The sequence below is a fragment of the Stenotrophomonas sp. LM091 genome (assembly GCF_001806305.1).
GTDB classification, from domain to species: Bacteria; Pseudomonadota; Gammaproteobacteria; order Xanthomonadales; family Xanthomonadaceae; genus Stenotrophomonas; species Stenotrophomonas bentonitica_A.
In genome coordinates this window covers 3,119,615-3,131,878 of the sequence record NZ_CP017483.1, presented here as the reverse complement: position 1 = coordinate 3,131,878, position 12,264 = coordinate 3,119,615, and the positions used below count along the sequence as shown (strand labels likewise).

Annotated in this window: 13 protein-coding genes, 1 tRNA gene, 1 other RNA gene and 1 pseudogene; 7 read left to right on the top strand and 9 right to left on the bottom strand. The window is 67.8% G+C overall.

Features of this window, described 5'->3' with window-relative positions; all coding sequences use genetic code 11:
* Genes BIZ42_RS13765 through BIZ42_RS13755 form a run of 3 tightly spaced genes read left to right on the top strand, consistent with a single transcriptional unit; the run spans nt 1 to nt 3,423 of the window.
* Nucleotides 1-957: a DUF58 domain-containing protein gene (locus tag BIZ42_RS13765; RefSeq protein ID WP_070426745.1), complete on the top strand. Its 957-nt coding sequence runs from the start codon at nt 1-3 to the stop codon at nt 955-957.
* The gene (locus BIZ42_RS13760) at nt 950-2,902 is read left to right on the top strand and encodes a DUF3488 and transglutaminase-like domain-containing protein (RefSeq protein WP_070426744.1); all 1,953 of its coding nucleotides are present in this window, start codon (nt 950-952) and stop codon (nt 2,900-2,902) included. The genes BIZ42_RS13765 and BIZ42_RS13760 overlap by 8 nt, the downstream gene beginning before the upstream one ends.
* Entirely contained in the window at nt 2,899-3,423 is a 525-nt protein-coding gene (locus BIZ42_RS13755; protein WP_019185338.1) for a Slp family lipoprotein, read from the top strand. Before BIZ42_RS13760 ends, BIZ42_RS13755 begins: the two co-directional genes overlap by 4 nt.
* Before the next feature lie 88 nt (nt 3,424-3,511).
* Here BIZ42_RS13755 and BIZ42_RS13750 read toward each other — a convergent pair whose 3' ends face one another.
* The 4 genes and pseudogenes from BIZ42_RS13750 to dnaX all read right to left on the bottom strand — a co-directional run bounded on the left by BIZ42_RS13750 (nt 3,512) and on the right by dnaX (nt 6,999).
* On the bottom strand, nt 3,512-3,871 hold the full coding sequence (locus BIZ42_RS13750; protein ID WP_019185337.1) for a histidine triad nucleotide-binding protein: 360 nt from the start codon (nt 3,869-3,871) through the stop codon (nt 3,512-3,514).
* Between the two features lie 81 nt (nt 3,872-3,952).
* On the bottom strand, nt 3,953-4,552 hold the full coding sequence (gene recR, locus BIZ42_RS13745) for a recombination mediator RecR (protein WP_019185336.1): 600 nt from the start codon (nt 4,550-4,552) through the stop codon (nt 3,953-3,955).
* A 96-nt stretch (nt 4,553-4,648) separates the two neighbouring features.
* Nucleotides 4,649-4,968, bottom strand: a pseudogene (locus tag BIZ42_RS13740) (YbaB/EbfC family nucleoid-associated protein).
* A gap of 6 nt (nt 4,969-4,974) precedes the next feature.
* Nucleotides 4,975-6,999, bottom strand: coding sequence for a DNA polymerase III subunit gamma/tau (gene dnaX, locus BIZ42_RS13735; protein ID WP_070426743.1), 2,025 nt, complete (start codon nt 6,997-6,999; stop codon nt 4,975-4,977).
* Between the two features lie 137 nt (nt 7,000-7,136).
* Here dnaX and BIZ42_RS13730 point away from each other — a divergent pair.
* A tRNA-Ser gene (locus BIZ42_RS13730) sits at nt 7,137-7,229 on the top strand.
* A gap of 404 nt (nt 7,230-7,633) precedes the next feature.
* The gene (locus BIZ42_RS13725; RefSeq protein ID WP_070426742.1) at nt 7,634-8,086 is read left to right on the top strand and encodes a GNAT family N-acetyltransferase; all 453 of its coding nucleotides are present in this window, start codon (nt 7,634-7,636) and stop codon (nt 8,084-8,086) included.
* Nucleotides 8,087-8,176: 90 nt separating this feature from the next.
* On the opposite strand, the gene sugE is transcribed toward BIZ42_RS13725, so the two are convergent.
* Nucleotides 8,177-8,494, bottom strand: a complete 318-nt coding sequence (gene sugE, locus BIZ42_RS13720) for a quaternary ammonium compound efflux SMR transporter SugE (RefSeq protein ID WP_019185787.1) — start codon at nt 8,492-8,494, stop codon at nt 8,177-8,179.
* Nucleotides 8,495-8,772: 278 nt separating this feature from the next.
* On the opposite strand from sugE, the gene ffs reads away from it, so the two are divergent.
* Nucleotides 8,773-8,869, top strand: an RNA gene (ffs, locus tag BIZ42_RS13715) — signal recognition particle sRNA small type.
* 44 nt (nt 8,870-8,913) lie between these two features.
* Here the strand turns inward: ffs and BIZ42_RS13710 are convergent.
* From BIZ42_RS13710 to BIZ42_RS13700, 3 genes are read right to left on the bottom strand one after another with little or no spacing between them, the layout of a single operon-like run.
* Nucleotides 8,914-9,282 carry a DUF4440 domain-containing protein gene (locus tag BIZ42_RS13710; RefSeq protein ID WP_070426741.1) on the bottom strand — a complete coding sequence of 123 codons (369 nt, stop codon included), beginning with the start codon at nt 9,280-9,282 and terminating at the stop codon, nt 8,914-8,916.
* A 2-nt stretch (nt 9,283-9,284) separates the two neighbouring features.
* The gene (locus BIZ42_RS13705; protein WP_070426740.1) at nt 9,285-10,052 is read right to left on the bottom strand and encodes an MBL fold metallo-hydrolase; all 768 of its coding nucleotides are present in this window, start codon (nt 10,050-10,052) and stop codon (nt 9,285-9,287) included.
* Nucleotides 10,052-10,801 (bottom strand): 3-deoxy-D-manno-octulosonic acid kinase, encoded by a 750-nt coding sequence (locus tag BIZ42_RS13700; protein ID WP_019185790.1) that lies wholly within the window; start codon nt 10,799-10,801, stop codon nt 10,052-10,054. The genes BIZ42_RS13705 and BIZ42_RS13700 overlap by 1 nt, the downstream gene beginning before the upstream one ends.
* 21 nt (nt 10,802-10,822) lie before the next feature.
* Here BIZ42_RS13700 and BIZ42_RS13695 point away from each other — a divergent pair, with 21 nt between their 5' ends.
* A complete protein-coding gene (locus BIZ42_RS13695; protein ID WP_070426739.1) occupies nt 10,823-11,878 on the top strand; it encodes a glycosyltransferase family 9 protein in 1,056 nt (351 codons plus the stop codon).
* Here BIZ42_RS13695 and BIZ42_RS13690 read toward each other — a convergent pair.
* Complete coding sequence (locus tag BIZ42_RS13690; RefSeq protein ID WP_019185792.1) at nt 11,857-12,264, bottom strand: DUF6165 family protein; 408 nt, start codon at nt 12,262-12,264, stop codon at nt 11,857-11,859. The genes BIZ42_RS13695 and BIZ42_RS13690 overlap by 22 nt on opposite strands.

The following is a 12,264-nucleotide window of genomic DNA, read 5'->3' as shown; positions in this document are numbered from 1 at the left end:
ATGCGCCGCGGCTGGGGAGCCCGCTGGCAGCACCTGCAGCATCTGGCGCGACCGCGCCGACCGGAGCACCTGCCCAGCCGGTTCGACCGGCGCCGCATCTATGTGCTGCCGACGCGCTTCGGTCTGTTCGTCGCCGCGCTGCTCTCGGCGATGCTGCTCGGTGCATTGAACTACAACAACAACCCTGCCCTGTTGTTGGCGCTGCTGCTGGCCACGGTCAGCATCGCCAGTGCGATCAGCGCCCACCTGCAGTTGTCCGCGTTGCAGGTGGATGCGGTGTCCGCCGAACCGGTCACCGCAGGCGCGCCGCTGCGGCTGCGCATCAGCCTGTCGCGCACCGATACCCGCGCACGTCGCGGCCTGCACGTGGAGCACGACGGCGTGGCAGCGTTCGGGCACCTGGTGGACAGCGACCAGATCGAAGTGGATCTCGACCTGCCCACGCATCAGCGCGGCTGGTTCGACCTCTCCCGGATCCGCATCGCCACCACACAGCCACTGGGCCTGGTACGCGCCTGGTCGTGGGTGTGGCCGGAGACACCCTTGCTGGTCTATGCCGCACCGGAAGCGCACGCCCCTGCATTGCCCGAGAGCGGCGGCGATCCGCTGCATACCCGTGTGCATGCCAGCGGCGACGAGCTGCATCAGCTGCGTCCGTATCGCCCCGGCGACCCGACGCGCAGCATCGCGTGGAAGCACTCTGCGCGGCGCGACACCCTGCTGGTGCGCGAGTACGAAAAGCCGATCGGCGTGGAGGTCGTGCTGGACTGGTGGCGCCTGGCCCCGCTGGGCACCGAGGCGCGGATCGCGCGCCTGGCGCGCTGGGTCGACCTGGCCGAACGCGAAGGGCGCCGCTACACCCTCACGCTGCCCGGCCAGCCGGTGCTCGGCCCCGGCAATGGCAGTGCCCATCACCATCTGTGCCAGCGCGCGTTGGCGCTGTTGCCCCATGACTGACCGCGCCGTCGCCCCGCTCAGTCCCAGTGCGCGCTACTGGACCCTGGCCAGTGCGGCCCTGGGCCTGTTGCCGCTGCTGCTGCAGCTGCCCACCGTGCTGGCGGCCGTCATCGCCGGCGTTGCACTACTGACCGCCCTGGCTTCGCGGCAGCGCCTGCTGCCGGGGGCACTGCGCCTGCTGCTGGTGCTCGCCATGCTGGGCGCCATCTACTGGCAGATGGGCCCGCGCCCGGGCCGCGATACCGGCTGCGCGCTGCTGGCGGCGATGCTCGCGTTGAAATCCAGCGAGCTGCGCAGCCTGCGCGATGCCCGCAGCCTGGTCGGCTTCGGGTTGTTCGGCCCGTTCGCGGCGTTCCTGCTCGACCAAGGGCCGCTGACGATGACATTGGCGGTACTGGCCGGCCTGGTCGCATTGCTCGCGTTGCAGCGGCTGGCGCACCTGGAGGGCCAGGCACCGCCGGCGCCGCTCAAACGCCAGATGCGCGGAATCGGCCGGCTGGTCATGCTCGGCCTGCCATTAGCGCTGGCCGGTTTCTGGCTGTTCCCGCGGTTGAGTGAACCCCTGTGGGGCATCCCCGATCGCGCGGTCGGCAAGCCCGGCCTGTCCGACACGATGGAGCCCGGGCAGTGGCTGGATCTGATGGCCGATGACACCCCGGCGCTGCGCGTGCAGTTTTCTGGCGCGGTTCCGGAACCGCAGCAGCGCTACTGGCGCGGCCCGGTGCTCAGCCTGTTCGACGGCAAACGCTGGGAACAGGACAGGCATCTGATCGAGCGCGCGCCCGCCGCGGTGACCCACGCCAGCACACAGTGGGAGTACCAGATCGACTATGAGCCGACCGACCGCCGCCAGCTGGTCGCGCTGGATCTGCCGTTGCAGGCCCCTGCCGGCAGCGATCTGGATGCCAACCACAGCCTGCGCAGCCACGCAGCACTCAATGCCCTGACCCGCTGGCGACTGCGTTCCGCCCCGGCCGTGGCCTACACCGACCCATTGACGCCTTACGAGCGTCGCCTTGCGCTGCAGCTGCCCGACGGCGTGAACCCGCGCACGGCGGTGCTGGCGCGGCAGTGGCGGCAGGAGGCTGGCAGCAACGATGCGGCGATCGTGCAGCGCGCACTCGAGTGGGTACGTGCGCGCTTCGTCTACACCCTGGACACGCCCGAGCCGGGCCGAGATGGCGTGGACGAGTTCCTGTTCGACCAGCAGGCCGGCTTCTGCCAGCACTTCAGCTCATCGTTCGTTGTGTTGATGCGCAACGCCGGCATCCCGGCGCGGGTCGTGACCGGCTTCGCCGGTGGCGTCCACAATCCCTATGGTGACTACTGGGTGCTGCGCCGGATGGATGCCCATGCCTGGGCCGAGGTCTGGCTGCCCGGGCGCGGCTGGGTGCGTGTCGACCCGACCGCGGCCGTCGCCCCCGAACGCATCTACGACACGATCGACGACCGGCTGGCGGCGGGCGACGCCGGTGCGATGCTCAACAGCCGTTGGCTGCCGTTCGGGCAGATGGGGGACTGGCTGCGCCGGGGCTGGAACGACCTGATCCTGTCCTTCGATGCCAACCGCCAGCAACGGCTTCTTGAACCGTTTGGTTTCGAGCGCCTGGATCCGACCCGACTGGTGGGAATTTTCACTGTCTTCGCGCTGGCCGCGCTAGGGTGGATGGCGTGGCTGCTGGCCCGGGGCGAACGCGAACGCGACCCGCTGCTGCGGGCCTGGCACCGGCTGGGACGCCGCTATGCACGCCATGGGCTGGAACGCGCCAGCGCCGAACCGGCCAGCGAGTGGGCCCGCCGGGTGGACCGGCAACGGCCCGATCCGGCGTTGTTGTCGCTCAGCGCGCGTTTCGTCCAGGCGCGCTACGCTGGCGCTGACGTCGACCTCACTTCATTATTGCGCGACCTGCGCAGGCATCGCCCGACCTCCGGAGCATCCCCATGAAGATTCAAATCCTGCTTCCCCTTGCTGCCTCTCTGGCATTGGCTGCCTGCGCCACCGCGCCCAAGCCGCTGCAGGGGCAGTTCAGTATGGTCAGCCCGCGTGACGCGGTTCCCACCCAGCAGGTGGGCACCCCGGTGCGTTGGGGTGGTCGCATCATCGAAACCAACCCGGGCCAGGGCCAGACCTGCTTCCAGATGATTTCGCGTCCGCTCAACGGCAGTGGCCGCCCGAGCACCACCTCGGCCGACGCCAGTGACGGCCGCTTCATCGCGTGCCGCGCCGGCTTCTACGATCCGGCGGTGTTCGAACCGGGCCGGGACGTGACCTTCATCGGCAAGATCGGCGGCTACGAGAACACCCGTATCGGCGAGTACGACTATCGCCTGCCGAAGCTGGACGCCGATGTGATCTACCTGTGGCCGGAACAGCGCCAGGTCGACGTGGTGCCCGCCTACCCGTACGGCCCGTGGGGCCCGGGCTGGGGTCCCGGCTGGGGCTACCGCGGCTGGGGCTGGTGGTAAGCCCGGAGGTGGCGCGTCCCCGTCGCTGATGCGGACGCGCTGAAAAAAACGCCGCCTTCGGGCGGCGTTTTTTGTTGCCCCGGCCCGCTCAGCCGTTCGGCGTGCCGAAGTGACCCAGCTGCGCGCCGGCCAGCAGGTGCAGGTGGATATGGAACACGGTCTGCCCGGCGTGCTCGCGGCAGTTCATGACGATACGGTAGCCGTCCTGCGCGAACCCTTCGCGGCGGGCGTACTCGGCGGCGGCCATCGCCAGCTTGCCGATCAGGTGCGCCTGGTCCGGTCGCACGTCATCCAGGGTCGGGATCGCTTCGTGCTTGGGAATGAACAACACGTGCACCGGCGCCTGCGGCGCGATGTCCTTGAAGCCGAGCACCTCCTCGTCTTCGTAGACGATGGTGGCGGGAATTTCGCGGCGGATGATCTTGCCGAACAGGGTGTCGTGGCTCATGAGGGCACCTCGTGTAACAGGGCCTTGGAGAGTAGCGCGGATGCACGCCCGGTTTCGATCACCGGCGCGGGTTGCGCGGGATCATTCCTGCACTTCGGTACGCGTACCGAAGGCGTGCGACAGCGTGCCGCGATCCACGTATTCCAGCTCACCGCCCAGCGGCAGGCCCTGCGCCAACCGGCTCGGGCGGACCTTGTGGCTGCGCGCCATCTGGGCCAGATAATGCGCGGTCGCTTCGCCTTCCACGGTGGCACTGGTGGCGATGATCAACTCGGTCACTTCGCCTTGCTTCAGGCGGGCTTCCAGCTGATCCAGGCCCAGCTCGCGCGGACCGATGCCGTCCAGCGGTGACAGCCGCCCCTGCAGCACGAAGTAGACGCCGCGGTAGCCGGTAGCCGTCTCGATCGCCAGGCGATCGGCCGGTGATTCCACCGCACACAGCTGCTGGCGCTCGCGGCTGCCGTTGGCGCAGACCGCACAGACCTCGGTCTCGCTGAAATCCCGGCACTGCGCGCAATGCCCGATCCGCTCGATCGCCTTGGCCAGCACCTCGGCCAGCTTCTGGCCGCCCTCGCGCTCACGTTCGAGCACGTGGTAGGCCATGCGCTGGGCGGTCTTCTGGCCCACGCCCGGCAACACGCGGAAGGCCTCGATCAATTGTTCGAGCAGGGGCAGGCTCATGGCGGATCGCTCATCTCAGAAACAAGCGCGCGAAGCCCGGAGGCTTCGCGGCGCGGTCACCACCGTCGCCAGGCCTCGACCCGGCGCAGACGTGGCTCAGAACGGCAGCTTCATGCCCGGGGCAGCTGCATGCCAGCGGTCGCCGAACCCATGCGGTTCTTCGACTCGGCATCGATCTTGTTGGAGGCATCGTTGAACGCTGCGGCCACCAGGTCTTCGGTCATTTCCGCATCGGAGAGCACCGACGGATCGATGCGCACCTTGCGGCATTCCTTGGTGCCGGTCAGGGTCACGCTGACCATGCCGCCGCCGGCGCTGCCGGTGACTTCCAGCTTGGCGAGGTCTTCCTGGGCCTTCTGCAGGTTTTCCCGCATCTTCTGGGCCTGCTGCATCAGTTGGGCGATATTGCCGCGCATGGTTCTTTACTCTTCAAAAGGACGAATGGAATCGGCCACGACCCGGGCACCGTGTTGCTGGATCAGCAACTGCACCGACGGGTCGGCCATGAAAGCGGCTTCCGCCGCCGTTTGGCGTTCGCCTCGCTGGCGGTCAGCGCGCTGATGCAGGGTCTCGGCACCGGCCGCGCCGGTATCGATCACCAGACGCGGAGCCTGCCCCAGGGGGCCAGTCAATGCCGCGATCAGCGCCGCCTGCGAGCGGTCCGAACTCAAGTACTCAAATCCGGGCGAAATCGCCAGTTTCAAGACACCGTGCTGGTAGCTGATGAACGCCGAGTGGGCCGCCAGCTGCTTGGACGGGCCATTGAGCTGGCTGCCGGCGACCAGTTCCAGCCAGGCATCGGCGGTCAGCTCAGCGCTCGCCCCTGACGGCGCGGCGTCGGCCACTGAGGGTGCGATGGCGATACCCTCCGGGCGAGCCACCGGGGCGGGGGCTTCCCGCACAGGCGCGGGAGCAGCCGGTGCCACGGTCCGCTCGGGCGGCGCTTCCCATGGAGCGACCATGGCCGCATCCGGGGTGGCCATTTCAGCAGCCAGCGCTTCGTCGCGATCGGCCGCATCGTTCTCCTGATGCCACGGCGGCAGATCGTCGTCGGCAGCGGGGGCAGGCGCGTTCGGCCTGGCCGGCTTGGTCGGTTGGACCGGCTCGGCGGCTGTCGGGGCGGGAGCAACCTGTTTCAGCGGCGGGGCTGCGGCCTCGGGGGGCGCGACGACCGGGGCGGCGACGGGCGCCTCAGGCGCCACCGGGGCTGCCTGAGCGACGGGCGCGCTGGCCTTGGCAGGCGCCACGGACGGAGCCGGAGCCGAAGCCGCTGCCGCAGCGGCCATGCCGGCGCCCTGGCCACTGGCCTGGCCGCCACTGTTCACTTCGGTACCGGTGCCCGGATCGCGGGGCACGGGCGGGACGGCCGATGCCGGGCGGAACGCCAGCATGCGCAGCACCGCCATCTCGAATCCCGCGCGCGGGCTTGGGGCCAGGTGCAGGTCACGGCGACCGCCCAGGGCCATCTGATACCAGAGCTGCACCACTTCCGGGCGCAGGCGCTGGGCGAAGGCCTCGGCATCGATCCCCTCGCCCGCCGTCGCGGCGCCCGGCACCAGCTGCTGCACCTGGATCCGGTGCAGGGCTTCGGCCAGGGCGTCGAGCACCCCGCTCCAGTCCGGCGAGAACTCGGCCAGCAGGGCCACGGTCTGCAGCAGGCGCGGACCATCGCCATCGGCCAGCGCATCCAGCATCGCGGCGACCTGGGTGCGGTCGACCGTGCCCAGCATCGCGCGCACCACATCCTCGCGCAGCGCGCCGCCGGCATAGGCAATCGCCTGGTCCAGCAGCGACAGGCCGTCACGCAGGCTGCCATCGGCCGCCTTGGCCAGCTGCACGATCGCAGTCGGATCGGACTCGATCTCCTCGGCGGCCAGGATCTTGGTCATCTGGCCCTGGATCTGTTCCTCGTCCAACCGCTTCAGGTTGAACTGCAGGCAGCGCGAAAGGACCGTCACCGGCAGCTTCTGCGGATCGGTGGTGGCCAGCAGGAACTTCACGTGCTCCGGCGGCTCTTCCAGCGTCTTGAGCAGCGCATTGAACGCCGCCTTGGACAGCATGTGCACTTCGTCGATCAGATAGACCTTGTACTTGCCCCGGGAGGGCATGTACTGGGCGTTCTCGATCACCTCGCGGACATCATCCACACCGGTATTGGACGCGGCATCGATCTCGAGCAGATCGATGTAACGGCCGGAGTCGATATCCAGGCAGGCCGGGCACTGGCCGCATGGATCGGCGCTGGTGCCCTGCTCGCAGTTCAGCGACTTGGCGAAAATACGGGCAATGGTGGTCTTGCCGACCCCGCGGGTGCCGGTAAACAGGAACGCATGGTGCACCCGGCCGCTGTCCAGCGCATTGCTGAGCGCACGGACCACGTGTTCCTGGCCCACCAGCTCGGCAAAACGCTTCGGACGCCACTTGCGGGCAAGGACGAGATAGGACATCAGGCCACCGTCTTCATCGGGACGACCATTGTGCCACGCCTGTCCAGCCCCCCTGCCCCCCGTGACGAACCGCTTGTGCGATTCCGATTCCCCCGCTAGAATCTGCGCCCCTGCAGCGGGTTGTGTGCGGCAGGTCCGGAGAGGTGTCCGAGTGGTTGAAGGAGCACGCCTGGAAAGTGTGTAAGCGTCTAAACCGCGCTTCGGGGGTTCGAATCCCCCTCTCTCCGCCAGACAAATAAAAAGGCCGCCCCCAGGGGCGGCCTTTTTATTTGTCTTCCGGAAAGCATGGGGAGCCGAGAACCCCAACGGGTTCGACGGATTCGCCAGGAGCGAATCCGGACAGCCGAATGGCTGTCCCTGGAGCGCGCCAGCGCGGAAGGGCTGGGTGCATGGATGCCCCCAGCAATCCCAATGAAGCGGCCACCCTGCTATCGAAGCCCAAGCGCCTCACCGACATTCCCGGGCGCGTGGCGACGCGTTCATCTCAATGGCGCATCCAACTCCAGAAGGCGCGGCCCTGGAGCGCGCAAGAGCGGAAGGGCTGGGTGCATGGATGCACCCAGCAATCCCAATGAAGCGGCCAGCCTGCATCCGAAGCCGACCACCCCAACGCGGAGCATGCCAAAGTCCCCCCATGCCCACCCTGCGCCCCTACACCCCACCAGACGCCCCCGCCTGCCTGGCACTGTTCGACACCAACGTGCCGCGTTACTTCGGCCCACACGAACGCCACGACTTCGCCAACTATCTACTTCACCCAGACCGGGCCCACGACTATCTGGTCATCGAACACAACGGCCACGTCGTCGCCTGCGGCGGCCTCGCCCTGGACAACGAGCACACGGCGGCCTTCTGCTGGGGCATGGTCGATAACGCCCAACATCGCCAAGGCCTGGGCAAGCAGCTCTCCCACGCACGCCTCGCCCACGCAAAAGCGCTAGGCGCCCAGCGCGTCACGCTCAGCACCAGCCAGCACACGCAGGACTTCTACGCCGGACTCGGCTTCGCCGTCACCCACATCACCCCCGATGGGCACGGCCCCGGACTGGATGCAGTGGAGATGGTGCTCGAACTGGCGCCGCGTTGAGCGGCGCCAGTGATTGGAGTGCGTCAGGGTTGCGTCAGCCACGCATGGCGTGGCTCTACGCCCGAGCGCGCAGCGTGCGTTTTGAACGCCTCAGCTGCTGCTCAACTTCATCAACACCAACCCGCTCACGATCAACACCGCTGCAGCAATCCGCATCGCGCTGACCTGCTCGCCGAGGAAGGTAATGCCGATCACGAACGCGCCGACCGCGCCGATGCCGGTCCAGATCGTGTACGCGGTGCCCAGCGGCAACGTGCGCATCGCCAGCGACAGCAGCCAGAAGCTGGCAATCATGGTGACGAGGGTGATGATCGAGGGGGTGAGCCTGCTGAACCCCTCGGACTGCTTCATCGAGAACGCCCAGACGATTTCCAGTACACCGGCTGCCAACAGATAGATCCAGGCCATGCGGCCCTCCTTGATGGGGGCCAGGCCGTCCTGGTCAGTGGTTCCCGAAATGGGGGAGGCCGTTCCTCCTGTGCCACGCATTTTAGCAACCCACTCGCCGGATGGCCGATTCCGGCGGCACCGGGCTACACGGGATTCAGCCTCCGCGTCTGGCACTGCAGGCCGTGCATGCGCTAGAATGCGCGACTGCACTGCCGGACCTGTTCCTGCGTTGCACCTTCCGCCTGCGGCCGGCTGATCCTCGATCGCCCTGCAGCCGGAACGTCTCTATGGTGGCCCCGTCGGCCCCTCGCGACGCTAGGTCGAAAATCCCGCCAGGGCCGGAAGGCAGCAACGGTATCGATCGACGCGGGCGCCGAGGTCAGCCGGCGGGGCCGCCACCTTTTTGGGCGCACGGTTTTCCCCAACCACGCTGCCGCTCAAGGCACCGCAGGCGTGCCCTGATGGAACACCACCCGCCATGCCTCGCCGTGCAGCCGCCACAGCGAACTGCGCAACACCTCGCTCTGGCGCTCGCCTCCGACCACATACCAGCTGCGATAGCGCACCTGTGCCAAGGTGGGCGCCAACAACACGACCCGGTAGTCGGTGGACACGATCTCGACCTGCGCGCGCTCGTGCGGAATCTCCGCCAGTGCAGCAGCCCGATCGAAACACGCACCCGAGCTGCCGATCTCACTGAAGTCGTCATCCAACAACGCCGCCAGCTGCGCGACATCGCCACGGACCGCAGGCTCGTGCAACGCGCGTTCGAGCGCCTGCAGATGAGCGGCCAGCGCGTCGTCCATGCTCAGGGAGGATCCTGCGCCAGCACGTGCATGGCGGTGGGAGACGCCAGCGCCACACGTTCGCCGGGCACGGCCACACGGTGACCCCGCTGGCGCAGCGCCTCGCCGTCAGCCTCGCTGGCGTAGTGGTAGAGCATCATCCGCGCCTGCAACCCGGCCGTGTATTCACGCTCCAGGTCATCCACACCGGTGTGCGACGGGTTGCCATGCAGGCCGCAATCGTGGGCGATCAGTTCGTTGTCGTCGGCGTAGCGCGCCAGCATTTCCGGAATCGGCCGGGTATCGCCACTCCAGGTGACCGCACCCTTCAGGCGCAGGCCATAGGCGGTTTCCGGCCAGTGATGCCGGACCGGAAACACTTCCAGGCGCACGCCGTCATGCCAGAACGCATCGCCGACCACGATCAGCTGGAACGCATCCCAGAAATTCGCACCGCCCTCGGCCAGCACGTTCGGGTAATCGGCCACGCGTTTGTGCAGCAGCGGCACGACCGTCGCCGGCACGTACACGCGAATTCGCCCACGACGCTGCGGCGAGAAATACGCATCGACGAACAGGCGTTCGAAACCGGCGACGTGGTCCAGGTGCACATGGGTGACGAACAATGCCTGCGGCACATGGCCGTAGTGCGCCTGGAACGCAGTGAGCCCTTCCCCGCCGCAATCGATGGTCAGCCACGGGCGTCCATCGCGTTCGATCACCGCCATCGGCGAACCGAGCTGCACGGCCGACGCATTGCCGACCCCCATGAAACGCAGTGCCCAGTCCATCAGTAACCCCGGTTCCAGGCCAGATCGTAGGCGCGGCGCAGCCGTGCATAGTCCTTCTCGACGTCATCCTGGCTGCGCTCACCGCGCAGCTTGATCAGCGAGCGCAGCAGCCGCTTGAGATTGCGCTCGCGCCAGCGGGTGGCCGGGATGCGCAGCACGCCGCGATCGAAATCGATCAGCCAGCCGTGGCCGTTGGCGTCGAACAGAATGTTGTGGGCGTTGAGATCGGCGTGGTCCAGCCCGACGCGATGGAACCGCGCGATCAGCCGGCCGGTTTCTTCCCAGGGCGCGCCGCGCCCGGCGACCAGCGCGCGGTCGGCCAGCGAACGCACGCCCTCCAGGCGCTCCATCAGGATCGCCGCCTTGTAGCGCAGGCCTTCGCGCATGTAGAACGCGGCGATCGGTCGCGGCACCGGCAGCTTCTGCGCGCGCAGGGCACGCATCAGCCGGAACTCGGCGAAACTGCGGGTGCGGTTGGCCCCACGCCAGATGTAGTGGTCCCGGCTGAGCTTGGCCGCCAGGCCGCCACGCAGGTACTGGCGCAGCACGGCATGACCGAAGGGGGCATCGACGAACCAGGCGCCACCACGGCCGCCATCGCCGACCGGCCGTGCCCGCTCGCCCCAGTGGGCCGGTGCGAACAGGCTCATCTCGGCTTGCCGCAAGGCTTCGCGGTCGAACAGAATGGCACCGATACCGCGTCCATCGCGGCAGGGCGTCAGCGCTTCAGTGGCGTCGAATGCGACCATTCCTTCGAGTCTAACAACACCATGGCACCAACGTCCTCTTCCTTGTGTCTTTTGCGTTTGTCCGCGCTGGGGGACGTGACCCATGTGGTGCCGCTGGTACGCACCCTGCAGCAGGCCGATCCCGGGGCGTCGCTGCACTGGATCATCGACAAGGCCGGCCACAAGCTGCTCGATGGCCTGCCCGGCGTGACTTTCCACAGCTACGACAAGAAGACCGGCCTGGCCGGCATGCGCGCCCTGCGCGACAGCCTTCCCGCCGGGCGCTTCGATGCGCTGCTGCAGATGCAGGTGGCTTTCCGCGCCAACGTGCTGTCCGCCTTCGTGCCGGCCAAGCGCCGCATCGGCTATGACAAGGCCCGCTCCAAGGATCTTCACGGGCTTTTCATCAATGAACGCATCCCCGACCGGCCCGGCATCCATGTGCTGGATGCGATCGGCAGCTTCTGCGAACCGCTCGGCCTGAAGCAGACCGAGGTCAGCTGGGACTTGGCCGTGCCGCCTGCCGCCGTCGAGTGGGCCAACGCCCAGTGGACCGACGATGGCCGCCCGGTGCTGATGATCTCGCCCTGCTCCAGCCATGTGCGCCGCAACTGGTATGCCGACCGCTATGCGGCCGTGGCCAACCACGCCACCTCACGTGGCTGGCGGGTGGTGCTGTGCGGTGGGCGCAGCGACCTGGAGCGCGGCATGGCCGATGCGATCCAGGCCCAGCTGGCCACGCCGGCGCTGGATCTGGTCGGCAAGGACACGCTCAAGCAGCTGCCGGCGCTGTTGGCGCGCGCCGCGCTGGTGATGACGCCCGACTCGGGCCCGATGCATATCGCCAACGCGATGGGCACCAAAGTGCTCGGCCTGCATGCAGCCAGCAACCCTCACCGCAGTGGCCCCTACTCCGACCGCCGCTACTGCGTGGACCGCTACGACGATGCCGCGCGCAAGTTCCTGGGCAAGCCGGCCAGCGAACTGAAGTGGGGCGCGAAGGTCGAGTTCGACGACGTGATGCAGTTGATCACCGTCGAGGACGGCATCGCCGCCTTCGAACGGTATGTCGCCGATTACGCGCCGCGCGGCGCGTAATCCTTGTACGACTTCTCTTCCACGTAGAGCGAGCCCAGCGCCAGGTTGATGTCCTTCTTGATGCGGGCGCGCTCATCGTTCTGCTGGTAGACGCTGCGCGCCAGCTCGACGAAATGGTCGTCGAAGGCCTGCGCCTTGTCCTGCAGGCGGATGTTGTCTTCGATGTCCCACAGGCGCTCGTTGACCGCCTTGAGCTCGGCACGCAGGCGCGCGATGTCCTTGACCCCGGCCGGGTGCGCCATCCAGGTCTTTTCCAGCGCGCTCAGTTCGGTGCGGATGTTGGCCAGCTTGGCCTCGTCGCTGATGCGCTCGGACTTGATCTGCAGGATCGAGATCTTGTCGAGCAGTTCACCGAAGGACACGGGGACGAGGATTTCAGCGGTCAT